This window comes from Marinobacter alexandrii (genome assembly GCF_005871205.1).
Classification (GTDB): Bacteria; Pseudomonadota; Gammaproteobacteria; order Pseudomonadales; family Oleiphilaceae; genus Marinobacter; species Marinobacter alexandrii.
In genome coordinates this window covers 614,202-639,902 of record NZ_SWKM01000012.1, presented here as the reverse complement: position 1 = coordinate 639,902, position 25,701 = coordinate 614,202, and the positions used below count along the sequence as shown (strand labels likewise).

The 25,701-nt window shown below is 53.6% G+C and carries 23 protein-coding genes; 16 read left to right on the top strand and 7 right to left on the bottom strand.

All coding sequences use genetic code 11. The features are described from left to right. Positions 1 to 96: 96 nt before the first annotated feature. Entirely contained in the window at positions 97 to 1,746 is a 1,650-nt protein-coding gene (locus FCS96_RS09880) for a methyl-accepting chemotaxis protein (RefSeq protein ID WP_171040725.1), read from the bottom strand. Positions 1,747 to 1,917: 171 nt separating this feature from the next. On the opposite strand from FCS96_RS09880, the gene FCS96_RS09875 reads away from it, so the two are divergent. The 10 genes from FCS96_RS09875 to FCS96_RS09830 all read left to right on the top strand — a co-directional run bounded on the left by FCS96_RS09875 (position 1,918) and on the right by FCS96_RS09830 (position 12,220). Continuing rightward, positions 1,918 to 3,201, top strand: a complete 1,284-nt coding sequence (locus FCS96_RS09875; protein ID WP_138440177.1) for an MFS transporter — start codon at positions 1,918 to 1,920, stop codon at positions 3,199 to 3,201. A gap of 13 nt (positions 3,202 to 3,214) precedes the next feature. Further along, on the top strand, positions 3,215 to 3,535 hold the full coding sequence (locus FCS96_RS09870) for a 2Fe-2S iron-sulfur cluster-binding protein (protein ID WP_138440176.1): 321 nt from the start codon (positions 3,215 to 3,217) through the stop codon (positions 3,533 to 3,535). 15 nt (positions 3,536 to 3,550) lie between these two features. After that, a complete protein-coding gene (locus FCS96_RS09865; protein ID WP_138440175.1) occupies positions 3,551 to 4,783 on the top strand; it encodes an NAD(P)/FAD-dependent oxidoreductase in 1,233 nt (410 codons plus the stop codon). A gap of 30 nt (positions 4,784 to 4,813) precedes the next feature. Then, positions 4,814 to 5,197 (top strand): VOC family protein, encoded by a 384-nt coding sequence (locus tag FCS96_RS09860; RefSeq protein WP_138440174.1) that lies wholly within the window; start codon positions 4,814 to 4,816, stop codon positions 5,195 to 5,197. A gap of 187 nt (positions 5,198 to 5,384) precedes the next feature. After that, a complete protein-coding gene (locus tag FCS96_RS09855; RefSeq protein WP_138440173.1) occupies positions 5,385 to 6,617 on the top strand; it encodes a multidrug effflux MFS transporter in 1,233 nt (410 codons plus the stop codon). Between the two features lie 253 nt (positions 6,618 to 6,870). Then, the gene (locus FCS96_RS09850) at positions 6,871 to 7,056 is read left to right on the top strand and encodes a hypothetical protein (RefSeq protein WP_138440172.1); all 186 of its coding nucleotides are present in this window, start codon (positions 6,871 to 6,873) and stop codon (positions 7,054 to 7,056) included. A 520-nt stretch (positions 7,057 to 7,576) separates the two neighbouring features. Further along, a complete protein-coding gene (locus FCS96_RS09845) occupies positions 7,577 to 8,941 on the top strand; it encodes a DUF1329 domain-containing protein (protein WP_138440171.1) in 1,365 nt (454 codons plus the stop codon). Positions 8,942 to 8,979: 38 nt separating this feature from the next. Continuing rightward, positions 8,980 to 10,011: a hypothetical protein gene (locus FCS96_RS09840; RefSeq protein ID WP_138440170.1), complete on the top strand. Its 1,032-nt coding sequence runs from the start codon at positions 8,980 to 8,982 to the stop codon at positions 10,009 to 10,011. 77 nt (positions 10,012 to 10,088) lie between these two features. Beyond that, positions 10,089 to 10,877 carry an SDR family NAD(P)-dependent oxidoreductase gene (locus FCS96_RS09835; RefSeq protein ID WP_138440169.1) on the top strand — a complete coding sequence of 263 codons (789 nt, stop codon included), beginning with the start codon at positions 10,089 to 10,091 and terminating at the stop codon, positions 10,875 to 10,877. Positions 10,878 to 10,933: 56 nt separating this feature from the next. Beyond that, complete coding sequence (locus tag FCS96_RS09830) at positions 10,934 to 12,220, top strand: MFS transporter (protein ID WP_138440168.1); 1,287 nt, start codon at positions 10,934 to 10,936, stop codon at positions 12,218 to 12,220. Between the two features lie 33 nt (positions 12,221 to 12,253). Here FCS96_RS09830 and FCS96_RS09825 read toward each other — a convergent pair whose 3' ends face one another. From FCS96_RS09825 to FCS96_RS09800, 6 genes are all read right to left on the bottom strand, one after another. Beyond that, on the bottom strand, positions 12,254 to 12,979 hold the full coding sequence (locus FCS96_RS09825) for an alpha/beta fold hydrolase (protein ID WP_171040723.1): 726 nt from the start codon (positions 12,977 to 12,979) through the stop codon (positions 12,254 to 12,256). 87 nt (positions 12,980 to 13,066) lie between these two features. Continuing rightward, complete coding sequence (locus FCS96_RS09820; RefSeq protein WP_228264065.1) at positions 13,067 to 14,119, bottom strand: aromatic ring-hydroxylating dioxygenase subunit alpha; 1,053 nt, start codon at positions 14,117 to 14,119, stop codon at positions 13,067 to 13,069. 21 nt (positions 14,120 to 14,140) lie between these two features. Next, on the bottom strand, positions 14,141 to 15,082 hold the full coding sequence (locus FCS96_RS09815; RefSeq protein WP_138440166.1) for a Rieske 2Fe-2S domain-containing protein: 942 nt from the start codon (positions 15,080 to 15,082) through the stop codon (positions 14,141 to 14,143). Positions 15,083 to 15,195: 113 nt separating this feature from the next. Beyond that, positions 15,196 to 15,555 carry a nuclear transport factor 2 family protein gene (locus FCS96_RS09810; RefSeq protein WP_369810911.1) on the bottom strand — a complete coding sequence of 120 codons (360 nt, stop codon included), beginning with the start codon at positions 15,553 to 15,555 and terminating at the stop codon, positions 15,196 to 15,198. A gap of 47 nt (positions 15,556 to 15,602) precedes the next feature. Beyond that, a complete protein-coding gene (locus FCS96_RS09805; RefSeq protein ID WP_138440417.1) occupies positions 15,603 to 16,880 on the bottom strand; it encodes a cytochrome P450 in 1,278 nt (425 codons plus the stop codon). 86 nt (positions 16,881 to 16,966) lie between these two features. After that, entirely contained in the window at positions 16,967 to 18,571 is a 1,605-nt protein-coding gene (locus FCS96_RS09800) for a phytoene desaturase family protein (protein WP_138440164.1), read from the bottom strand. A gap of 414 nt (positions 18,572 to 18,985) precedes the next feature. On the opposite strand from FCS96_RS09800, the gene FCS96_RS09795 reads away from it, so the two are divergent. The 6 genes from FCS96_RS09795 to FCS96_RS09770 all read left to right on the top strand — a co-directional run bounded on the left by FCS96_RS09795 (position 18,986) and on the right by FCS96_RS09770 (position 25,675). Then, complete coding sequence (locus tag FCS96_RS09795; RefSeq protein ID WP_138440163.1) at positions 18,986 to 20,647, top strand: DUF1302 domain-containing protein; 1,662 nt, start codon at positions 18,986 to 18,988, stop codon at positions 20,645 to 20,647. Between the two features lie 43 nt (positions 20,648 to 20,690). Next, positions 20,691 to 22,043: a DUF1329 domain-containing protein gene (locus FCS96_RS09790; RefSeq protein WP_138440162.1), complete on the top strand. Its 1,353-nt coding sequence runs from the start codon at positions 20,691 to 20,693 to the stop codon at positions 22,041 to 22,043. 69 nt (positions 22,044 to 22,112) lie between these two features. Next, on the top strand, positions 22,113 to 22,910 hold the full coding sequence (locus FCS96_RS09785; RefSeq protein WP_138440161.1) for an SDR family NAD(P)-dependent oxidoreductase: 798 nt from the start codon (positions 22,113 to 22,115) through the stop codon (positions 22,908 to 22,910). Positions 22,911 to 22,947: 37 nt separating this feature from the next. Beyond that, the gene (locus FCS96_RS09780; RefSeq protein WP_138440160.1) at positions 22,948 to 23,379 is read left to right on the top strand and encodes a nuclear transport factor 2 family protein; all 432 of its coding nucleotides are present in this window, start codon (positions 22,948 to 22,950) and stop codon (positions 23,377 to 23,379) included. 66 nt (positions 23,380 to 23,445) lie between these two features. Beyond that, positions 23,446 to 24,807, top strand: a complete 1,362-nt coding sequence (locus FCS96_RS09775; RefSeq protein WP_138440159.1) for a phosphotransferase family protein — start codon at positions 23,446 to 23,448, stop codon at positions 24,805 to 24,807. Positions 24,808 to 24,838: 31 nt separating this feature from the next. Further along, positions 24,839 to 25,675, top strand: a complete 837-nt coding sequence (locus FCS96_RS09770; RefSeq protein ID WP_138440158.1) for an SDR family NAD(P)-dependent oxidoreductase — start codon at positions 24,839 to 24,841, stop codon at positions 25,673 to 25,675. The last annotated feature ends 26 nt before the right edge of the window (positions 25,676 to 25,701 follow it).

The following is a 25,701-nucleotide window of genomic DNA, read 5'->3' as shown; positions in this document are numbered from 1 at the left end:
ATTTAACGGACTAAAAACAGTATAAAGACACGAACGCCTTGCTAGAGCACTTACCTACCCTACAGATGCGGCATTGGCCTGGCATGGAATAAGACGCTATATCTGGAAGTGGGCCACGGACTGCCCCAGCTCTTCCGACAACTCCCGCAAAGAAGCAACAGACGTCCGCACTTTGTGCGATATCTCATTGCCGTCTTTACCCATCTCTGCAATCCTCTCAATACTCTCCGCTATTTCCTTGCCCCCTTTGTTTTGTTTGTGGACAGCTTCGGCAATTTCATCAACCCCATCACTGGAACTTCCAACCAGTCGCGTTGCTTCGGACAAGACTCTCTCCAAAGCCTCAAGTAAGGACTGACTTCCGTCGAGTGCAGAGGACCCTTCCTCAAGCGCTACGTTTACCTTTTGTGACTGATCTTCAAGATTGTCGGTAAGCTCATTGATGGAGTTTGCGGCCAACGCAGAGCGTTGTGCCAAACTGCGCACTTCTTCAGCGACGACGCTGAACCCACGACCGTTTTCACCGGCCCGCGCAGCTTCGATCGCCGCATTCAGCGCTAAAAGATTGGTTTGTCCGGATAGATCCTTAACCTGATTAATACTGCTGGTAATCTCCGTTGTGCTCGCAACAAAATCGCCAACGGAGTGGTTGATCGACGAGAAAGCCTCCCCGACCCGTGAGATTTCCCGCACCATCCGGTTGAGTGCCTCACGCCCCGCTTTCGACCCCTCCAAACTTTCCTTCGCTGACGCTCGCAAATCTTCGACATGCGAGGCAATCGAAGCGATATCCTGGCTCATGTTCTCCATGGTCGTGGCCGCCTGCACCGCCGCCCCTGCTTGCTCGTTTGCACCGTGAGCCACACGATCGGACGTCACAACGAGCTCCTCAGCGGAGTCACCAACCGATTTTGCAACATGCACGACCTTCTTTACGGAATACTGAAGACTGCCAATGAGGTCATTGAACGCAGACGCTGTTTGAGCGATCTCGTCCCGCCCAACAACCTCGACTCTATGGGTCAGGTCGCCTTCTTTTAATCGCAACGCTGCTATTTCAATAGATTTGATCGAGCGAAGCACCTGCCGTCGAACCATCAGAGCTATCAACAAAGCCAGTACAATGGCTACGACAATTGAAACTTCCAACGAGAGTGCCACATCCTCTGCAGTGGAATTAGCTTCAGAAAATGACGCGCTTGCCAACGATTTCTGCTTTTCTATCAACAAACCAAGCAACCCTTGCAAGCGATTATAATCAGCACGGACATATCCCAATTGAGATGGGGCCAGGTATGGGTCATCTAAAATGGCGTCCCCAAGATCACCAATACCCTTTGCCAGGAATCCGGCCTGTTCCACCAACTTTTCGTGAATAGCAAGCTCTTCCTCGCCAATGCCGGACCTATTGCTCCGACTTTCTGCCACACCTTCGAGCATGTCGTTAACACTCGCCTGCATTTCGTCCACGTAGGCCTGCAAAGCTTCTTTGGATATACTGCCCTGAGCCCTCATCAGCTGAACGATAGCTGCATAGGAGCCGACCATGGCAGCTTGGGAGGCCGAGGAGACTTCCAGTGCTCGCTGAAGCTCAGCGAATCGCGTCTTCTCTATTTGATCCAGAACACTCTGTTGGCGGTTCAGGCCTTCATACGCCACCACCGAAATGCCAATCAGCATAAGAATAATCAGCGTGGGCGCAGCCAACAGCTTTGCCCCCATAGAAAATCGACTAAGCCACACCATCTACTTCCCCCTGCCTCTATTATTGTTATGCCCCGTCCTGGCACCTTGAGGTGGACATTAGGCAACGCATCAAATATTCTGGTATCAGCTTACCGTTCTAAATGCAGAAATCAATAAGAGCGGGAGGCTTGACTTTAAGCCTCACACACAACAACAAACGAAGGTCGCACTATGCATTCGCCGACAAAAAGCGACGCTGCGGTTGACTTAACGGAGTTCCGGCAAAGCTGGCGCATACTGGTGCTGTCTGTCATAGGCATCGCAATCAGTATCAACGCCTCGCTCCTATACGGCTTTGGTACGCTTGTCATTCCGCTGAAAGAGGCTTTTGGGTGGGATAAAAGCTCACTACAGGCATCGATCACGTTTCTGTTTGCCAGTGCGGTGATCTCGCTACAGATAGTGGGATGGCTGAATATGCGTTACGGGATGAAACGCGTCACCATGACATCACTTGTCCTCATTTCTCTGGGGTATCTGGGAACGACCCAGATAGAGGGCTCAATATGGACACTCTATCTTGCTTTCTCAGTTCTGCCGTTGCTCGGGATGGGGTGTCTGGCGGTCACGTGGACTCAATTACTGAATATCTGGTTCGAGAAAAATCGTGGGCTGGCTCTGGCAATTGGCCTGAGCGGCACGGGGATCACTGCCGCCATTGTGCCGCCAATTCTTTCATGGGGCATTGAAACCTGGGACTGGCGGGCAGCATTTGTCATTCTCGCGTTGATGAATACCGCCATACTGCTGCCCTTCACCGCCAAATGGTTATCACTCCCACAATTTTTGCCGGAAGCATCCGGGCAGGACGTCGATGCTGAGGCCGTGCCAGGAGTTACCTACCGCGAGGGCCTGGTATCGAGAAAGTTCTGGACATGTAACATTGCTCTCGCACTGGTCATCTCCTCTATTGTTGGAATGGTTACCAGTACCGTCCCAATGCTCAGAGACATGGGCCTATCAGCCGAAAATGCCAGCCTGGTGTTTAGCTTTTTCGGGGTATCCCTGATTTTCGGCCGAATTGCCGTCGGCTATCTATTAGACCGCTTCTGGCCGCCAGCAATAGCGGCCATAAGTCTTGCGTTGCCCGCCATAGGCTGCCTTATCTATTTGCAAGGGGGTACTGAGTTGGTACCGCTCATGGTCGCTGCTGTCTGCGTCGGATTCGGTGCCGGTGCCGAGTTTGATATCGCAGCGTTCCTGATTGCGCGCTATTTTGGGCTCAAGGACTACGGCCGTCTATTCGGCTTCCACCAGGGTTTGCTAACGGTGGCGTCGGCCCTGGCTCCACTTCTGTTCGCAAGCCTTCTCAGCTACACGGGGGGCTATACGGCAATGCTGATTTACAGCCTTGCATGCTCCATTATTGGCCCAGCATTGCTAATGACCCTGGGGAAAGTGCCGAAACACTCATCGGTTTCCGCCCTTAGCTCCAGCCAGGCAGCCTCATCATAGAAGGAGAAACTCCATGCCTACCATTACATTGATTGAATCGAACGGTACTGAACACATGCTGACCGGCCAGAATGGCCAGTCCATCATGCAAGCGGCTCTTAATGCCATGATTCCTGGCATTCAGGGAGACTGCGGCGGCGCCTGCAGTTGCGCGACCTGCCACGCCTTTGTTGACGAAAACTGGGTCAGTGTTCTACCCAAAATGGAAGATACTGAATCCGACATGCTGGATTTTGCCAGTGAACGACAAGATAACAGCCGACTGACCTGCCAACTCACGCTTGATGAGAGTATGGACGGAATGGTCCTTCGTCTGCCCGAGTCACAGTACTGATCAATTGGAGTCCACATGTCACTTTCTTCTGTCACGATAGTCGGTGCCGGGCAGGCAGGGTTTCAGGTCGCAGCATCTCTGCGACAAGGGGGCTTCGAGGGCAAGATCTCATTGATTGGTGACGAGCCAGACCTGCCCTATCAACGTCCACCGCTGTCTAAAGCCTACATGCTTGGAAAAATAAAGCGTGAGAACCTCGCTTTTCGTCCTGAAACGTTTTTTCAGGAACAAAATATTGAGCTGATTCATGACACAGCCGTCGAGATTGATCGCCAAAACCGGCGTGTTGTGCTCAAAAACGGCGAGGCCTGCGACTACGAACATCTGGTGCTGGCCACAGGAGCCCACAACCGCCCTCTTGCGCTCCCCGGCGAGGACCTGAACGGCGTATTTGGTATCAAGACCCTCGCGGATGCGGATGCCCTATCTCCAGCCGTCAAAACGGCGAGGAATGTTGTTGTTATCGGAGCTGGCTTCATAGGCTTGGAGTTCGCCGCCATCGCCGTTCAGAGCGCGAATGTCCATGTTATCGACATGGGCCAACGTGCCATGGCTCGCGCTATTTCCCAGGAAATGTCCGAGGTTTTTGAGGATACCCATCGGGAATGCGGCGTCACGTTCCACTTCAACCAAGGCGTCAACCGATTGGTTGGCAACCAGGGAAAAGTAACCGGTGTGGAGAAGGCGGACGGCGAAACCCTGGAGGCAGATCTCGTCGTCTATGGGATTGGTGTGATCCCGAATATCACTCTGGCCAGTGAGGCGGGCCTTCATATTGAAAATGGGATCAAAGTGGATTCAGATCTGTTGACCAACGATCCCCAGATCTCAGCGATTGGCGATGTAGCCTGCTTTCCCTGTGTTCACAACGAAGGACAACCAACGCGCATCGAATCTGTGCCAAATGCAATGGACCAGGCCAGAGCTGTCGCAGCCAGGTTGTTGGGCAATCCATCGCCGTTCACCAGTGTTCCGTGGTTTTGGACGGATCAAGGCAGCCTGAAACTCCAGATTGCAGGGTTATCAACGGGCTTCGACACCACCGTCACCCTAGGCGCACCCGAATCCCGCCAATTCTCGGTACTCTGTTTCCGCAAAGGCCACTTCGTTGCCGTCGAAGCCTGCAATCGCCCAGGGGATCACCTGGCCGGCAAAAAAATTCTTGCGCGTCCGCCAGAACTGACTTCCACCGAAGCGAGCGCCGAAGGCTTCGATCTAAGAGAGTGGGAAAAAGAACATCGCGGCTGAGTTTCGAAAAACGCTTAATAAGGACAGATGATGAGCATCTTTACGCACATTACATTGGGGACCCGGGATCTTGAGCGAGCCACCTCGTTTTACGACACCATCCTGGCTCCGTTAGGCCTGAAACGATTGGTCAATGTACCAGGCAGAGCCTCTGCCTGGGGGCTGGACCAACCTTCCCTGGTCGTCCTTTACCCGATAAATGGTGAAGCGGCTACGGCTGGCAACGGTGTAACCGTCGGACTCCAGGCTGAAAGCCGGGATATGGTTGATGAAGTCCATCGACTGGCTTTGGAGGCCGGGGCCACTGACGAGGGCGCTCCCGGTCCCCGCCCCGTTGCGAAAGATGCCTATGCCGCCTATATCAGGGATCATGACGGACACAAAGTCTGTATTGGGTGTCGAACTGGAGAATAGTCTCGTCGACTTACGATCTCGACCAAACACAAGATCAGCAATTCGACTAACGCTACAGCAACCACATTAACCTTCCATTGACCTGCTCATACATCGAATGAGCGCACGGATCGTGCGCTCCGCATGTCTTGCTGTTCCAGACCCAACATCCCGGCTAAGAACCGACGCTGGCAGGAGTTCCCGTTTTATGAAATTGTCAAAACTGGCGTCATTTTTCCCGGGCTGGCTATTCCTTCTAGCCATGCTGACAGCGCTGTCTCCGCTGTCCGTTGATCTCTATTTGCCCGCGTTTCCGGCTATTGCGGCCAGCCTCAATGTGGATTCATCGCAAGTGCAGATAACACTGGCGGTTTATCTATTGGGCATGTCAATCGGCCAACTTCTATACGGTCCACTGAGTGACCATTTCGGACGCAAACCCCCTCTCTATTTTGGTCTCGCGCTTTATATTCTGGCGTCTGTGGCCTGTGTGTTTGCCAACGACCTTACGACCCTTACGCTGGCTCGTTTCATTCAGGCACTCGGAGGCAGCTCCGGCGTGGTGATCAGTCGAGCCGTCATTCGCGACCGAACTACCCCCGCCCAAGGTGCCAGAGCATTCTCACTGCTCATGCTGGCACTGGGCCTGGCACCGATACTGGCGCCATTAGTCGGCGGGTTCCTTCTCTACATCATGGGTTGGCGCGGTATTTTCGGAGTTCTGTGCGCCTCGGGTATCGCACTCATCATCGGTATGCACTACACCATGCAGGAAACACATGTCCGCGAAGCAGGCGCGCGGCTGAGCTTGTGGGGCGCACTGACTCAATACCTGGACCTTCTGGGAGAGTGGCAATTCCAAAAATACGTTCTGGTTGCAGGCATGTTATTTGGAGGTATGTTTGCCTATGTTGCTGGATCGCCGTTTGTCGTCATTGAGCTATACGGTGTTCCGGCCAAGCATTTCGGGTGGTTTTTCGGCATCAACGCCGTTGGGATGATCGCGGGATCCCAGTTCAATGCGAGCCTGGTCACGAGATACGGCCCCGAGACATTACTAGGGACGGTCATTTGGGTTCCCTTCATCGCCTCCCTGGTGGCCCTGACTGCCACCCTATTGAGCCTCGATTCCCTGGTGTTACTGATGTTCTGCCTGTTCGCCTTCATGACCTCCATGGGCATCCTCGGTCCCAACGCGATGGCGCTCGCTATGGCAAATCAGGGACACCGTGCCGGCTCAGCATCGGCACTGATGGGCGCAACTCAGTTTCTTATCGGCACCCTGGGCTCAATGGCCGTGAGCCTGCTAACTTTTCCGGGCGCCCTTCCACTCACAGGGGTATTGCTGTTTTCAGCTACCGCCAGTTTATTGGTCTACCAATTTGGAAGAGTCCATAAAAGCAAGCATCACGCCCAACGTAAATCGTTTGAGAACAACTGATACCGCCCGACCCGAGGTCCGCCTGGAACCGGCGTAAATAGCGCCGGTGCATACTTCGCCGCAAAACATTTCGCCCTCGCAATTCTTTAATCAGAATTAAATTCTTTATAGTGGATATTCAGGAGAAACTTTGCTAAATTGGTATTGGCTACAAACGCCTAAATGACGACTGAAACAACAAGAAAGATGATTGGACTATAGACCCTTGGTTTAAGTTTGATCGAACCCATGACACGCAGTGTCGGGAGGCATCATGAAAACAAAAAATATTGCTGTTGGATTTATGATTATTGGTTTTGTCATTGTTCTAAAGTTTGTGATCATTTTGGTTGCCAGCAGCCCCGCCGGCAGCAGGCAACAAAGCCAACTTTGTCAGTTCGATCCAAGCTACTGTGCCGTTCCCCAGAATTTAAGTGACTATCATATGTTCCCGCGTTGAACACGACGTATCGTGTTTCCGGTATGTACAGGGGGGACGAATCGGTCAGTTCGCCCTCCCTACATTGACGGCATCTAACCGTTCATAACCGGTGGTGCTTGTAATTTTCAGGTAGGTCTCCAAGCGTAGTGCTGCGATTTGAGTGCAAAATCTCAATCCAAAAACCTAGTTTCGTACACCTTTACGTTATCCGATCTTTCCATATCCCTTTACATCAAAAGATGCTCTTTTACGACTCAATGCGAGAACCGTTTTATTCCGAGTAAAACGGTTTTCTTTGTTCTAAAAACAAAGCCTATCGCCGCAGCCGGCGATGTACAGCGCCTTTCTAACTGTGACCAACAGCCTGTCAACACTTTGCCATTTTTTTCTTCATTTAGAATTCAATTCTTTACTGTGGATACTAAGATTCGGTTTTGCTAGCTTGATCTTGCGATACGTCGAGCCCCAGATCTACGACGACTAGGCAAGTCAAACAAAAAACATCCTTACGATACAAACAATAAATAGGGAGAACGTGATGAAACCATCCCTCGTGTTATGTGTTGCCCTTGCAGCAATGTCCTCCGCTTCGATCGCAGCGGTCAGCCCCGAAAAAGCGAGCAAACTCGGTAACGAACTTACCCCTTGGGGTGCCATCAAAGAAGGCAACGAAGAAGGAACCATTCCACCTTATACCGGGGGGTTACGAACAGCTCCGGACGATTTTGAACCTCAGAGCGGAAAATGGGCCAACCCGTACGAGAACGAAAAGCCCCTATTTCGGATCGACGCCAGTAATGTCGACGATTACGCCGACAAACTGAGCGCTGGACAAAAAAAATTACTCAGGGAAGAGCCTGGCTATTATATGGACATCTATCCCAGCCACCGCACTGCGGCCTACCCCGATAAGGTTGAGAAAGCCACCATTCGCAACGCAACTCAGTGCCACACCGCCAAGGGCGGTCTCGCCGTAGAAACAAATTGTCGAGGCGGGCTCCCCTTCCCAATTCCTCAAAATGGCAATGAGGTGATCTGGAATCAGCAACTGCGTTACAAGATCGGTCCTGGTTATTCCACTACTAGCGCATCTAAAAGCTGGATCGTGGACGCCAACGGCAACGTCATCAAAGCCGCGGAACAGGAAACCCTGGAGGAGCAACCGTACTATCAGGTGGATCGGGATGACCGTAAACCAAACATGTACGCCCGGGTATATTCCCTGAACAAATACCCCGCTAGGCGCGCCGGTGAGGTCACGATACTGGCCGACTTTCTTGATCCGATTGATCAGTCTCGCAGAGCGTGGAGCTACAGCCCCGGCCAGCGCCGCATCAAGCTGGCCCCCGAGTTTGCGTTTGATACCCCGGTTGCCAGCCAGGGTGGCGTAACACTGTTCGATGAACTGCAGATGTTTTCCGGCAGTCAGGAGCGTTTCGACTACAAATTGATTGGCCGAAAAGAAATGTTCATCCCTTATAACGCTTACGAGTTCTACTTCGACTGTGAGCAGGACAATCAATTCAAGAATAACCACGCAAACCCGAAATGCGAACGTTGGGAGCTCCACAGGGTCTGGGTGGTCGAGGCCACATTGAAGCCAGGCCAACGTCATGTATACAGCAAGCGCCAGTATTACCTTGATGAAGACACCTTTGGGGTTGGCCTGTATGACGCATGGGACCAAAGCGGAGAGCTATACAGATCCATGTTTTTGAGTGGCGTACAACTCTACAACCTTGATATCCCCTACAACGTCAAAAACGTCATCTACGACTTCAACAAGAACATGTACGGCGTCATAAACGATGGCCTGGAGGGCGGCTACCGATTCTTCTTTGACGCCCTGCCGGAAGTTCAGATGTCCCCCGGGGCTATTGTTCAGCGCAAGAGCCAGCGCTAAATACCTTGACTAACAACCATTTCTCCAAGGAGAGCATTATGAAAACCTTCGACACCATTCCCGAAAGAGGCGACTTCGATTACCAGCAGCTGGTCGGCCCCCACAAAGTTACGGGGCCTGCGATCGCCGGTGAACGCGGCTTCTTTGGACTTAAGCTCAGTAAAAGCTCGCCATTCGGCTCAGTCCGGGACGAAGACGGCAACATCTATTCCTTCGTTCGTTCACTGCTGGCTCCCGGTGGTACACCTAACCCAACAAAGTTCATCTACCAGAGCAACCACATCGATGGTCAGAACTTGCGCATGGATCATGAGCGAATGAAGGCCCAGGCGGAGACTCCCATCCCGGTACAGACCCTCGATGGCGATGTCGTGAGTTGGAGCAACCAGCCCGACGAACCAGGAAATCCCTGGCAAATCACTGCGTCGAGCAACCGTTTGACATGGAAGGAAGAGGGCCTTTTCGAACTGGAAGGCAAGCTCTTGGGCTCTGGCATGCAATGGTATTTGCCGGGCGTGGAATGGGGGACGTTCTACGTTTCCCAGCTATGGGACATTCACGGCACATGCGAGGGCCGGCCAGTCAAAGGGGCGATGGCGTTAGACCAGTTCTATATGGCAGAAGGCGGCGCCATCCACTTCAAAAAAGACCTGGTTGTTAACAACAAGATGCATGTCATCTGGTGGTCGTTTGTCACCGTGTATACCGACGGAACCTGGGATGCTGGCTCCTTCATGGTCGGGCACAACCATCTAGGTTATGCCATTTTCATGAATGAAAAGGGCGAGGTCCGCGTCACCAATGACATTGAAGGCAAAGCCGTTCACAAAGACGGCAGTTACTTTCTGGAATCCGCCCGCATCGTTCTGGATGGCAAAGAGGAATGGGAATTCCTGCCAGACCCCAAGGGAGAAATGATCGACTTCGTCGGCGGTTTTCCGATCACCGCCCAGCAGGAAGGTCGCTGGCGTCGTGTAGGTGACACACGCACTCCCGATCACTGGCTGTCCTGGGGCGAATCGGATCGGCGCAACGGGTCCGAGCGCAATGTGAGGGGCTCAGACATCTGATCGACGAACGTCCGGATTCTGCTACTTATCCAGGCGGATCCGGCCTCAACGAACCCCTGGATCTGGAGTAGCTGCCAATGAAATTCGAGAACAAGGTTGTTCTGGTTACCGGCGCCGGTCGCGGAATGGGACGTGCAGTGGCGCTGGAATACGCTCGTCAGGGTGCCAACGTAGTTGTTTCAGCCCGCACGGTAGAATATGGAGAGGAAACCGTCAGGCAGATTCGGGCGCTGAATGCCGAGTGTGCATTAGTAGGTGGCGATATCGCAGATCGCGACGCTATCCGTACCATGATCGACGGCGCTATCAACGCCTTTGGCCAGTTGGATATCCTTGTACATTGTGCCGCTGACACGGCCCACGGCCTGATCACCGAGATGTCGGATGACACCTTTGATCACTTGGTTCGCAGCAACATACAGTCTCTTTTCTGGCTGGCGAAGGATGCCGCCCCCCACCTGTCGAAAGCGTCGGACAAGGGACGCATCGTATTTATTTCGTCTGGGGAGGCGAATCGTAAATACACCCCGACGCTCATCCCTTATGGCTCAAGCAAAGCGTTCATGAATGCGTTTGCTCGTGGCCTGGCGGTGGAGTTTGGTGCAATTAACATCCTGGTCAACGTGGTGGAACCTGGCCTTATTGGCACCGATCACATGCTTCGAACATTGGGTGAGGAGCTTCCACATAAACTGGCCGCGCACTTTCCGGTGCCTCGCTTGGGCGAACCCGCTGACATAGCCTCTGCGGTGCTGTACCTCACATCAAACGAAGCGAGCTACATCACTGGCACCTCCCTGCTTGTTGACGGCGGAGCGACCATGGTGACCTTGCCCAAGGTAGAAGACATTCTTAAACAACAATAATACCTGCCCTTGCCGACAGAACACCGTCGGCGCTGCATGCCCTTCGGAGCTGACTTATGCCGTCTGAAAACGCACTTCGCCACGCCAAGATAGATCTGACTGAATTCCGTTTGAGCTGGCGCATACTCATTCTCGGCCTGTTTGGTGTCTGTACCAGCATGAGTGCGGCACTGCTTTATGGCTTCGGTACGATGATCATCCCGCTTCAGAATGCCTTTGGCTGGGAGCGTGGGGAGTTGCAAACAGCAATTACCTTTCTGTTTGCTGGCGTAGCCATTGCTTCTCAACTTCTGGGCTGGTTATACGCGCGCTTTGGGTTCAAAAGAGTTGCGGTATATTCCGTCATTATCCAAATCATCGGATATGTTGCGTTGACCCAGATTAGTACGTCGATCCTTTGGCTATATTCTGCCTTTTTTATAATGCCCCTGCTCTGTGCGGGAACCATTGCGATTACGTGGACACAGCTGATAAACCTCTGGTATCACCGAAACAGGGGGTTGGCGCTGGCGACCATTCTCAGCGGAACCGGTTTAGCAGCCCTGACAATGTCCCCGTTACTTGCATGGGTTATGGAGCTCTGGGGATGGCAAGCCGGTTTTCTCCTTCTGGCCACGATACCACTGCTGACCACGCTTCCAATGGCGGTATTTTGGCTTAAACTCCCTGAAGCTGGTGCTAGCCGTCGTGCCACTGAGAACAAGGCCTCGAAACCGGCGGAGGTGGCCCAAGGAGTATTATTCGCTGAGGCCGTACGATCCAGAACGTTCTGGCTCTGCAACCTCGCACTGATTCTTTCGGTTTCACTGATCGTCGGAATGATCACTGTGACAGTGCCTTTTCTGCAGGATATGGGACTATCCCCGGTGACCGCTGGACAGGTCTTTAGTGCCTTTGGCGCATCGACAATTTTCGGGCGTCTGTTGGTAGGTTATCTCCTAGATCGGTTCTCCCCCATCCTGATCTCCGCCATGGCACTCTTTATGCCAGTGATCGGCTGCTCCATGTATCTTTTCGCCGGAGCCGACGACATTACCCTTCTTGTTCTTGCCACCTTGTGTGTTGGCTTCAGTGCTGGCGCCGAATTCGATATAGCGGCGTTTCTCGTGGCCCGGTATTTTGGGCTAAAAGACTACGCTCGCATATTTGGACTGCACCTCGGACTGGTCACTATCGTCGGTGGACTCTCACCCGCAGTATTCGGGTATGTCTACACCCGTTATGGGAACTATGATCCGGTACTTCTCTACTCACTGATCGCAGCTTTGATAGCTTCCCTGACATTGTTGAGCATGAAATCAGCGACAGCGTATCAACACCATTACCAGCCAGAGCCAACCTGATTTACGCGTGCTGGTGAGATTTGAACCCAGTCGTTAACAATACGCCAATATTGCGCTGGCCAACGCCTGTGGCTCACTCACCATCGCGTTATGACAAGTGTCTATCTCCACCACCTCATCCACTCTACCAAGGTTCTGCATGAATGCACGTTGCGACGCGGGGCTCAAAGCCTTGTCCTGCAAAGGCAGGACCCATGTGGTGGGTACATCGGGATAATTTCGTCTATCGACAGGTTCCACTGTCACTTTCGTGCTTTCATCGCACAGGCAACTGCAGACAAACTGTTTTTGCGCCCGAGTGGCGCCATTGGCGAACACCCACGAAGCGAACCACTTTGGGAGTGGTTTCGATACTTTCGTTAGTTTGGACGCCAACCCCGCCACCAAATTCATGGGCATATGCAACGTATCAATGACACGTTTGCCCTGCGGTGGAATACAGCAAGCGACATAGACCATACGCTGGATACGTGCAGCGCCCAGCCTGGCTGCAACGCCAGGCTGGGTGATACCGGCCATAGAATGGCCAACGACTATCATCCGCTGCGGGGCTTGGTGTTGTATTTGATCAACGACCTCATCAACGCAGTCGGAAACACTCAAAGTCGCTAAATCACCTGCCGCATCGCCATGGCCCGGTAAATTCACTGCCAAAGTTGGGCACTGTGGCGAATCCGAATTGATGACGTTGATTGTTGGCTCCCAACACCGCTTGGTATGCTGCCCACCGTGAACAAAAACAATCAAAGGGCTATCCACTATAATCGTCACCTCCTTAAATACAGCTGCTGTCGGATAAGGGCAAAGCAGAAAGCTGAGTTACTGCGTGGCGCCCGGAGCCTGCCCTTAACCATCCATTCCAAGCAGCGCGGCAATATCTCGGCCTGGGTCTGCATCGGAGCCGTATGAAAAGTCACCTTCACGCTGGCGTTTGGCCAACTTTTCCATCAAAAGGCGATAGCGGGTACCAGGTGCGTCGAAGCGGGAGTGAAGGTCCCTCTGTTCAGGCTGTTCGAAATAGCGCTGGTTTTGGGGACGCACCACCGAGTTATCTTGCGGCTGAATGATGTAGTTAATCCGCGGCATGAGGTAGCGAAAAGGTGATGGTGCAGCGGTTGTATTGAACGTTACGTCGCAGCGTGATCGATGCTTGCCCACGGGCAGAAAGGGCTGCAGGTTGGGCACATCATACCCGGGCCGAAAGCGCGGATAGGAAATGCACACATTGCTTCGCAGGTGAACATGAAGCACGGCACGGAAATCCTGATATTTTGCCCTCACACCACCCACCCAACGCATAATCGGCGCCACCGATTTCTGGGTCACTATGCGGGTACGGGTCACGGTTTCCGACGTCCACTCAACTTCAACAACATCTGACTCCGAGATGCCATCACCAATAGTATTAGCATGCAGAAAATCTGCATGGGTCAAGTCGAGAAGATTCTCTACCGACAGGGCTGAAGCCGCATCGAAACGGACAGTGCGCTGGGTATAGCCAGGAATATCCCCATCCAAAGGTAAAAATGGGATATGCGGCAGTAATTGTTGGTCAGCGTTATCAGGATTGCCGTACCAGGCCCAGACATATCCGTAACGTTCCACCACCGGATAGAGACCCGAGCCGCCGGTCAAGGCACTGGCGGCACCCATCATAGACTGCAACTGCGTAGGGTGAAACTCAGAGGCCATGGGCTGGCCACCCTCGCGCCAGAGAAAATACGGCTGGGCGTGGATAATACGACGGATTGGCCGTGAGGTGACATCACGGCTGTGGGAAACCGGAAACCAGGTGTCGCGCAAATCATAGTTGGTTGGAATCCAGTCGCCCCGGGGCTTGCGCTTCTTGCCCTGGGCTTCAGTGGCCGCCATGTCGTTGGAAGCGGTCGAAGTCTGCATCTTGGCGTCTCCTTGTCGGCGTCAAACGGCGGCGGTTGCGGGAATGCGTGACTGTTGCCGTAAGACTGTGAGGTCCCGCGACGGTGCGACCAACAACGCGGCTATCTGCGCACCATCTATTTCCGAGGAAACCGTAAACGGGGGACGTCTGGCGGCCCGCATCGCGCGCCAGCGTAGGGGCGCGCCCTCAACGTCATGGTCATGCATAAAGCCTCGCCAGCAGAGACTCGTCGTGCGGCGACGATTAGCTCCGGAGGCTACAAATACGGAACATATTAGTCTTTCCTCGGCCGTCAGCAGGTCAACCCGGATATCGCCGCCGACGAGCGGAACGCTGGTGCGCAGGATCAAGGGATAGTCCACAACGAAATTTGCGGGAAGCAGCTGAGTTGTCCAGACAGCGCCCCGATCAAGCACCAGATGGTTCTCTCGGCGGATCGGATCACCAAGGAAAAAGTCGGTTATTTTAACGCCCTCAAAATCAATCAGGCATTCCGGCCCATCAAGCATGACGGCCAGATACTCATCGTGCTGCAGGCTGACAACGGCCGATCCAGTAAACTCACGGCCCCGAGGCTGATAGCTTGCGGCCGGTAAGGAGTCGGACGGCTCCCCGTCGCCAAGCCATACATGCACAAATCCATTTTGCTCAGCAACCGGATAAGCGCGGGCAGCATAGCGAGGGGGAACCCGCTCGTCCGCGTGCAGATTGGGAATAGCTGTACAAGCACCCGTTGTACCGTCGAATATCCAGCCGTGGTAGCCGCACTGCACCGCATCGCCCACGACACAGCCAAGGGCCAGGGGGACCCGTCGGTGAGGGCACCGGTCCTCCAGCGCTAACGCTTGCCCCTTTGTATTTCTGAACAGGACCAACTCTTCACCGTCATAAACGACAGGGAGTGGTCTCTCACCATTCACGGCCTCGGATAGAGCCGAGGCCCACCAAGCGCTGGAGGACATAGGGTCACCTCAGATTATTATTGTTCTGCGTCCACGCGACCTGCGACTAGCCCCCTCGGACGGAGGTACCAGGCTAATTCTGACCGCCGATCTTTTCGGGAAACAATACGCTGTTACATTTTAACGAAATAGCGCACAAAGGTTTTGCCATTCTCGAATCGATAGTGCTCAATCGTTTCAATCACGCCACTACCGTCCCGCATGACATTTCGGTGATGACAGGCGGCCTCCTGCCCAGCAATGACAGAGACATCTACTTCTACCGAAAACTTACTGTTCTGCTGCTCCCACATGCCTTCAAGCACCGTCCAGCCATCGACGTTTAGCGGTGGGCGACCGACATACTCAATAACCAGGCCATTGGGACAGGTTGACCGGTACTGTTCGAAAAAAGCCTCTTTGTCACTCGCATTCCAGGCCTCAACCTGAGCATGGAGAAAGCGTTCAATGGTGTTCGAATCGATATCACTCATATTCATCCTCATTTCGCCACCAACCGGGGGCGTCCGCTGCAAACGTTCTAGTCCCAGATCACATGGATGGCCTTTGCGCCTCGTAGCTGGGCACCCGCAATCTCAGGGGCAGGTTTCGATGGATCCAGCCGGATACCGGGGAACAGATCCAGGATTGCATTGATGGCCGAGTTGAGCTCTACCTTGGCGACAAATTGACCGATACACATATGTGGTCCAAAGCCAAATCCAAGAGAAGGCCTGGCCTTACGGTCAATATCAAAGGTGTCAGGGTCAGGGAACGACTCTTCATCCCGGTTGGCTGAAATCACCATGCATTGTACAAGCGCACCTTTCGGCACCTTTACGCCACCGATTTCAACGTCTTTGGAGGCCTGTCGAACCTTAAAGGTTGCCACCGGTTCGTAACGTACCGTTTCGTCAATCAACTTGCCGATCAGGCTGCGATCATTTCGCACACGCTCCAACAATTCAGGACGCTCAAGCAACAGCGTCATGATCGAACTGAAGGTTCGTGTCGTGGTCTCACCGGCCGCCGGAAGGAGTGAGCGAACAAACGTGGTGACCTCATGATCATCCAGCGCCCGTCCTTCGTACTCGGCATTAATCAAACGGCTGATGAGATCATTTCCTTCAGTGCCTTCCGCGCGCTTTTTGACGACAACCTGGTTGATGGCGTCATACAGGCTTTTTACCGCCTGCCCCGCAATAGGCCCATAGATCTTCGCTTTTTCAGGGTCAATCTGATTGGCTGCGACCAATGCCAGGGCCCAGCTAGCGTATTGCTTGAACTTCTCCGCATCGTCGGTTGGAAAGCCCATCAATGCGTACATCACGCGAATCGGAAAATAGAGCCCGAAATCCATAAGGTTTGCTTTCTTTTCAGCGACTATCGGGGCCAAAAACTCGTCCCGAATAACCCGGTCAATCTCCGGCTTCCACTCCTTAACCGTCTCTGGCATGAAAACAGGTTGCAACAGCGCTCTAGTCCGCCGGTGCTGCTCTCCATCCATGGCCAGGATGATCAGGCCATCAAAGAATGCACCCAGACCCTCTGCAATAAAGCCACTGGTATAGGTCTCTGCATCACGCAATACCGACAATATATCCTTGTACTTGAACAGTGTGACTGCACATTTACCGCCCTTTGCTCCGGCATTGGTAGGTACTTTCAGGTAAGTATCAACGAAATCCCCCTGCATCACGGGCTCGTTGTGGCGTTTTTCCCTGCAGAGCGCGTGGATATCCACTTCCGAACCAAGATATGTGTCTGAAACCGCATGATATGCCGCCTCAATATCCAAATTGTTAGCTGTGAGTGCCATGCTTTTTCCTTTCCTCATCATCTTTCTTGTAGGTTTGTTACTGAAATAATCATCCATGTGGTGGCGCTGCTTTCAGGCCTGAGGGGCTACTGCGACTTTTTCTCAGCCTTTTTCGCGAGATAACGATTAACACGACTTGCGGCCAAGCGACCCGCCATACCATTTACGCCACCACCTGGATGAATACCCGCGCTACCGAGGTACAACCCCTGAACAGGCAAGGTGTCCCCTCCCAACCCCTGAGCAGGCCGCATAGTGCTCGATCGCATAGTCGTGGTATCGATGTGAACCACACACCCATTGACCGTATTCAACCTAGCCGTAAAATCCGGTGCTGCTTCGATACGACGACCAATCACCTGATCTTTCAAACCATCAACGTAGTCGGACGCCTGCTCAATAACCTGATCGGCAACCTGATCGCGAATACCATCCCAGCCATCCGTCGGATTAACCGGCATAACCGGCGGATAAATGTAAACAACCTCCTGTCCTTCAGGCGCCTGTGTAGCATCTACTGCACTTGGGGCGGCCATCGTTATGTAGGGGAGTTTCGGGACCTGCCCACGGGATGACGAGGCAAAGTTCTCCAGCACAGCTTCCTCCGTTCCGATCAGCAAACAGGCACGCCTCAGATCAACCCCATCACCCCTGGCTGCTTCAAACCGGGGGACTGAAATTTGCCCACTGAGGGCCACATCCACCTTCAGAGGCCCAGTGCCTTTAGCATTGGCGGGCGCCATCGCGACCCTTGTAAGAAGGTTCGATGGAATTTCGCCTTCACTTACCATCTCCAGAGCAACCTTCGGATGACAGCCTGCGATTACAACTGATGAACTAAAACATTGACCATCCTCAAGTTTCACACCCTTCACGACACCCTCTTCGGATATTATCTCGCTGACCGGCGCTGACGCTTTCACCGTACCACCCAGCTCTTCCAGGCGAGCCTGCATGGCGTTGCTCAACCGTTGCATACCACCCGAAACACGTCCGACACCGAAACGGTGGAGAAACCCGAGTAGCGCATAATAGATACCACCACCATCGGCCGTAATGTCACCGGCGAGCCCTGTTAAGGCGCACATTGCGGATATCGTGACTGGATGCTCAAAGCGCTCGCGAGCCGCTTGATGAGCCGAGCCGGTCATCAATGCCATTAGTTCAGGCTTGAGTTTTCTTTTCTTTAAAATCGCACCCAACACACGAAGCTTTGTCCTGATATTGGTGCGTGCGGGGTCGACCCGCATCATTGGCAACGCCACGTCCATGAACAGATCGATAAGATCCATAAACTTCAGGAACGCTTCCGCGTCGCGCTCGCTGAATCGCCTTATTTCATCCGCCGTTTTCAGGCGGTCCCGCCAAAATATCAAAGAGCTGCCGTCCGGATGCAGATAGACATATCCAGGACTGAGATCCAGAATTTCAAAACCATGGCGGGATAAATCCAATTCCTTGGGCACGTGGGAATGAACCCGCATCGACATCATGTCCAGTGCGCATGGATGTACGAGGTGCTCAGGAGCTTCCGGTATCAGATACCCTGATGAGGCCATCCCCCCAACCTTGTCCAACGCCTCCAGAACGAGCACTTTCTTTCCCGCTAAGCCCAGGTAGCAGCCTGCGGACAATCCGTTGCTACCTCCACCGACGATAATGACGTCGTACTCTGTCTTGTTGTTTTTCATGAATCCTGCTCCATACCCTGTTCAGATCAGCGCCTCCTCATCGTCAGGACACACCGCCAGCCATAAACCACAGGCCTGCTGAGATCACTTCATTGCGACAGATGACTGCCTATCACTGGACATGACCCTACCAGCAAACCGCCTCATATCATCGAACATCAGTTTTACCCGGAGTAAAACGATTGAAGCCGCCAACTACGCGGCCTGGACCTACTTTTGTGCATTTTTCATCACACTATCTTCTCCTGCGTTAAAATCTGAAAGCAGAATAAGATACTACATCAAGAATAATGGTTCGTGACGTTGAGCGATAGCTATATGCATTTCGTCAATAGTGGTTGGCGTTGTTCCGCCGGGAGCGATCGCTTTAACTAAAAATGTCGGACAACAAAAACAAGATTCATGGAGGCTTAGATGCCCAAAAACAGATTTTCACGTATCAACCACATTGCGCGGTTCTCGGTGCTGCTGACCTGTGCCAGTGCGACGCACGGGATGGAACTGGATACCGGCAACAATGACCTCATCATCCGATGGGACAACACCGTCCGCTACAACCTCGGTGTTCGCGCTGAAGCCAGGGACACTGCCCTTGCCAATAACGCCACCTACGACGAGTCAGATTACAAATTCGATCGTGGCGATGTGGTGACAAATCGTTTGGACCTGCTGAGCGAGTTTGAGCTGGCCTATAAGCGTGATCACGGTTTCAGGGTCAGTGCAGCGGGTTGGTATGACCAGGCTTACGCCGACAGCGACGTCGAAACAAACCCGGGTAATGTCTTTTATCCGGGCGCTCCATCCGGGCCCAGCACCCCCAGTTATGCTGGCGGGCGATACTCACCTCACACCGATCGCTATCACAATGGCCCCAGCGGTGAACTCCTGGACGCCTTCGCATTTACACGTTTCTACGCAGGCGACGCGCCCGTCAGCCTGCGGGCGGGCAGGCATACCCTGTATTGGGGAAATGGGCTACTGATTCCAGGACACGCAACGTCTTATTCCCAAGCTCCGCTTGATGGCCGTAAAGCGGTCACCAATCCAGGTACAGAAACCCGAGAAATATTTCTTCCTTTAACCCAGGTGTCTGGCCAGGTTCAGTTGACCGATCGCCTGTCAGTGGCAGCACAGTATTTTCTTGAGTGGGAGCCGACCAGAGCCGCCGAGGGTGGAACCTACCTGGCCTCTGCAGACGTGGCTCTTGAAGGCCCTGAGCAACTGCCTGTAGCACCAGGCTTCGCGTTCCCGATAACAGACCCCGTGGAGCCGGATGACACTGGCAACTGGGGGGTTATGGCTCGATATGGGTTCGACTTCCTACATTCCGATATCAGTGTGTTCTATCGCGAGTTCGACGATTACATCCCTTGGGGCCTGCAAACTGGCCCGGGGTTCGCGCGCTACGTTTATGCAGAAAATACGAAGCTTTACGGATTGAGCTGGTCAGCAGGTCCGGTTCTGGGAGGCGCCTCGGTCGGCGTTGACTTGTCATACCGCAAAGATGCAGCGCTTGCCTCCAGTGGTTTCAACCCAACGACGGATGAAGGGGCCAGAGGGGATACCTGGCACCTGGTCGCCAACAGCCTCTGGCTTCTTCCCTCTACCAAGTTCTTCGACACCGGTGTACTGATTACCGAAGTTGCCTACAGCCATCTGGACCGGGTAACTGAAAATCAGGAGCTGTTCAGGGGGGAAGGTTACGACGGCTGCCAGAACCAAGATAAGGACTGGGGCTGTGCAACACGTAATTATGCGGGTGTTGCAGTCAACTTCACGCCTCAGTGGCTAACCGTAATGCCCGGCCTGAATGTGTCCGCGCCAATGAGCATCAGCTATGGCGTCTCGGGAAATGCAGCCGCAGGTGGCGGTAACGAAGACGATTACAACTTCAAGGTAGGCATCGAGGGTGTTTTTGACGAGCGTTACGAACTGAGCCTTTCCTACATCGGCTATGGTTCAGATGCCATCAAGCGCGATGTCCCCAATGTCGGCAATACAGTGGTTGGCGGCAACGGCAGCATTGGTATCGCTGATCGGGATTGGGTATCGCTCAGTTTTAGCACGGCCTTTTAATTCTCCGTTCCTTTACGACCAAAATAATAACTGGAGTATTGTCATGAAGATAAACCGCTATTTCGTCAGTTCATTATTCGCACTGGTGACCCTGCAGGTTCATTCAGCACCAGACTGGACACCCAGCGATCTCGGTCAGGAGCTGACCCCCTGGGGAGCAGAAGTTGCCGGCAATGAGGCGGGCACAATTCCCGAATACACTGGTGGGCTGAAGCCCGACGCCGGCCTGACTCCCGGAGATGGCTTCTGGCCGAACCCTTTCGCCGATGAAGATCCACTGTTTCGAATTACAGCCGAGAACGCCGACGAATACGCAGATCAACTCTCTGCAGGGCAAATGCGTCTTTTGAAAAGGTATCCCGATACCTATTACATGGATATATACCCCACGCATCGAACTGCGGCCTATCCGGAACACTTTCTGGCAGCAAGTGAGCGTAATGCGAAAAATCCGGACTGCAAATCATTCAATGACGGGCTATCCGTCAGTGAGGCATGCCGTGGAGGCCTCCCCTTTCCGTTGCCGAAAACCGGGCGCGAGGCTATGTGGAACTATCTCCTGAATTATCAGGGCGTCAATGGCTGGGACTGGAATCATAGCGCTTATGTTGTCAGTGGCGGACACGTCACCCTGACCAATACCAACCGATCCACAGGAGAGAAACCCTTCTACCAGGTCGGTGTTGAGGCCCGCGATCCGAAAATGTTTCAGCGTATCTGGTCACGGGTTATCGCCCCGGCAAGAAACGCCGGTGGAGCCTCCGGCTACTGGGATTACCTGGACCCTGTCAAGCACGACCGATACGCCTGGAGCTATACCACCGGACAACGCCGGGTCAGAACAGCGCCCGAATTTTCCTATGACACCCCCAATTCCGCATTCGGTAGCGTGTCGTTCTACGACGAAATCTTTTTGTTCTCCGGAAAAATGGATCGTTTCAACTGGTCTCTGGACGGCAAGAAGGAAATGTTCCTCCCCTACAGCAACTACAAGCTCAAATGGGGTTGTGACATCGAAACCAAGCTGATGGAGCACCACATTAATCCCGCATGCCAGCGTTGGGAACTCCACCGCGCCTGGGTCATTACAGCCACCCGAAAAGAGGATGTCCGGCACGCCCAGGAAAAACGTCGCTATTACATTGACGAAGATACCTGGGGAGCTGCGCTATACGATGCCTGGGACGACAGCAACAATCTGTTCCGCTCGGGGGCCCAGTACAACATCCAGGCCTATGGTGTTCCCAACAACCCTCAGCAGGACAGCTACTCCCTCTACGACCACACTCGCAACCAATACGGCATGTTCGGCAACGGCCCGACTCGCTACCGGGAAGACCCCGTCAACGAACGTGAAGCCAACCCTCGAACCATCGCCGCTGGCCAACGACGCTAATTATGTCCGGAAGCAAACCGGCGACTCTTACATCGTCAACCTCATCCATATAAAGAAGGGCGTATCAGAATGAATCGTCTAAACGGAAAAGTGGCCGTTATTACCGGTGCCGGCAGTGGCATTGGTCGAGCAAGTGCCCTGGCCTTTGCGCAAGAGGGAGCCAAGGTAACCGTCAGCGACCTCTACCTCGACGCAGCTGAAACCGTCGCAGGAGATATTCAGGGAGCGGGGGGAACGGCTCTGGCCCTGAAGGCCGACGCTGGCAAAGAAGAAGATATAAAGCGGATGATCGACACCACCGTTGAAACTTATTCGGGTATCGACATCCTCTTCAACAACGCCGTTAACAAAAACCCGGATACGATTCGGGATGTCGATTTTCTGAACTTCAACGAGGACCTGTTCCACGACAACATGCGGGTTAACGTCTTGGGTGGTGTGCTCGCATGCAAACATGCCTTGCCGCATATGCTGGAACGATCCAGCGGCTCCATTCTCTTTACCTCGTCAACAAGCTCAATTGCAGGTGAAGTCGCCCAGTTCAGCTATGGCGCTTCCAAGGCAGCGCTCAACTGGTATGTGCAGACTCTTGCCGCCACCTTTGGCAAGCGCGGTATTCGGTGTAACGGCATTTTGCCAGGGGTGATTCGTACGCCAGCTATGGAAGGCTGGGCCAACGAAAAGATGAAGGAGGCCTTTCTGGAGCTCCAGAATTCACCGCGATTGGGGCAGCCCGAGGATATTGCACAGATGGCCGTTTATCTCGCGTCCGATGAGTCGTGCTATGTCAATGGCGCCCTCATGCGTGTCGATGGCGGCATGAGCTGCGCCACTCCCATGGTTCCGGTTGTCAGAACCTATCTCTAAATCCAAAACGGCATTCAAATAATTTCTGGAGGCGAATATGGGCCAGCGACAGGAACAACTAATCCGCAGCTTCTGCGATGCGTGGGGAGATGGGACCGCATCATCCCGCCCCGATGTCGAAAAGATCCTGGCCATGATGGCAGAAGACGCCGTCTGGCAACTATGGGTGCCGGGAGGGCCAACGATCAAAGGCCGTGCAGCATTAAGAAGCGAAATACAGCGACAAATGAGCTATGTCACACATAACCACTGCGTTATCCGACACATGGTCTCTTCAGACCACATAGTGATGACAGAGAGAGAGGATTACGCCGTATCCAGCGGTGTGCCGATGCCCCATTCGATGGTAGCAGTGTATGAACTCAACGAGGAGGGGCTCATCACCGCCTGGCGGGAGTATCTCGACACCGCCGACCTGGCACGGAAAAAAGGAGTGCCTATGGACCAGGTCGGTGGTCCCAGCCTTTAGTCAACGCGTTTCATTTCCATGGATTTACATACTGATACGCCCAAACGCACTGGGCCGGAGATACCAATGAATATGGCTGTCAATCAGACCAGAACCCAAACGGAACAGAAAATCTGTCAATTTGTTGAGCTAACGCTTGGCGGGCAAGTCACCCATATTGAACGCCTACCTCGTTGGCGTCCCGCCTGGAACCTTGATCTTCAATCAGGAGAGGAGCTGCTCAAACTGCACATCCGAGGCGAACGTGGCGGCGATGTTAACCCTTTTCCCGAGCTCCGCCGCGAAGCCGACATCCTTGAGGTTCTTGGTAAGCACGGCATACCTGTACCCCATATATATGGGTTCTGCGAAGACCCGCAGGCCATCGTCATGGAAGCTGTTCCTGGAACCCGGGACGTTTCCACTGCAAATGACGATACCCAAAGGCTTGAGCTCGCCAGACAGTATGTGGAGGCCATGGCAGCCATGCACAAATTACCGGTGGGGCCTTTTGTGGAGAAAGGTATTCACCTGCCCACCAGTCCGGAGGACATTGCATTGGCTGGGCTCGATGCGTACTACCCTCTTTACGAGCGTAACAAGACACGGCCCCAACCACTGCTTGAGTTTGCCTTGAAATGGCTCAGGCGCAACGTTCCACAACACCGCACCAAGGCGAGCCTGGTTCAGTATGACTCCGGGCAATATCTGTTCAAGGACGGCAAACTCAACGCCCTGTACGATTTTGAGTTTGCCATGATAGGCGACCCTCTCGCAGACCTTGCGTCCGCCCGTATGCGGGAGAACTATGAACCTCTGGGTTGCAAGTTCAGCGAGCTCTATCGCTACTACCAGGAAGTCAGTGGCGAGCCACTTGAGCCAGACGTCATCCGGTTCCACACCGTTCTGTTTTCCACCGTCAGTGCGATGCAGTTTTCATCAACCGTCGCCACACCCAAGCCTGGCGACCCCCACGATACCTACGTTGAATTCGATATCGCCCTGCGCCGGGTCGTGGTCCATGCACTGTCGGAGTCCATGGGTATTCCCATTCCACGCCCTTCCATCGACATTCACACACAAGGCCCGAATGCACCACTTATCAGTATGCTTGCCGATGCTGTCGAACAGGTAGAAACAACGGAAACCTTCCAGAAAACGAAACTCAATGCGGTCCGCAAAATTGTTGAGTATCTGGGCAAAGCCGACGCGATGACACTACACCTGCAAGCACAGGACCAGAAAGAAACAGAGCACCTGCTGGGGCAAAAATTCGAGACGCCCGAAGCACTGGACGAGGCCCTTGAAACCTTTGTAAAGCAAGCGGGGCCAGAGGAGGACCACGCTCTGTTCCAACTGTTTGCGTCTCAGATTGAACGGCAGGTACAGGTATTTGGGAAGACGGCTATTGGAGCCTCAGCAAGCCATATCGACCTGCCTGAAATATAAGGCCCGAATTCGTTCCTGGAGACATGACAATATGAGACTCAATCACGCTGATGCCGCTTCGGGTACTGACTTTTTTCGCAATTATGGACCCTGGGCATTGATCGCCGGAGCCTCTCACGGCGTCGGCGCAGCCTTTGCGCATCAGGCCGCATCGCGCGGGCTCAACTGCATTCTCGTGGCTCGCCGTCAAGCCGCTCTCGGGTCACTGAAATCTGAGCTGCAGAGCCAATACAGCGTAGAGGTTCTGGTTCTGTGCCAGGACCTATCTACCGTTGATGCGGCAGAACGACTGGTCGACGCAGTTGAACGGCGACAGGTCGGCCTGATGATCTACAACGCCGGCGGTGACCCCTTCATCAGCCAGTTTCTCAGTACCAGCATCGACAACTGGAATCGTTTGCTCAGGATGAACACCCAGACTGTGATGGAATTATCGCATGCGTTCGGCAGCAAGATGGTGGAACGCCGACAGGGAGGTCTGATTCTTGTCGGCTCTCATGCGGCTCTGGGTGGCGTACGGAAACTCGGCATGTACTCGGCCACCAAGGCATTCTGTCTCAATTTGGGGGAGTCCCTCTGGGCGGAGTGGAAAACACATAACGTCGATGTATTGAATGTGCTCATTAGCACTGTCGACACGCCAACAATCCGCGACACCATGGCGCGCCTTGGGATCCCCGAAGCCAGAACCATGGCGCTTCCCCAGGCCAATGATATTGCCGACACCGCCCTTCAGAACCTAGCCAAGGGGCCAACATTGGTACACCCGGACGACGTGGTCGGAGATAACAACAGTCCGGGCTCCCAGCGCAGGGCTCACGTACAGGCAAAAAGCGAGGAAGCTGCACGCTTTATTGGCGACGACTGAAAGCGCTTTCCACCCACCACATTATT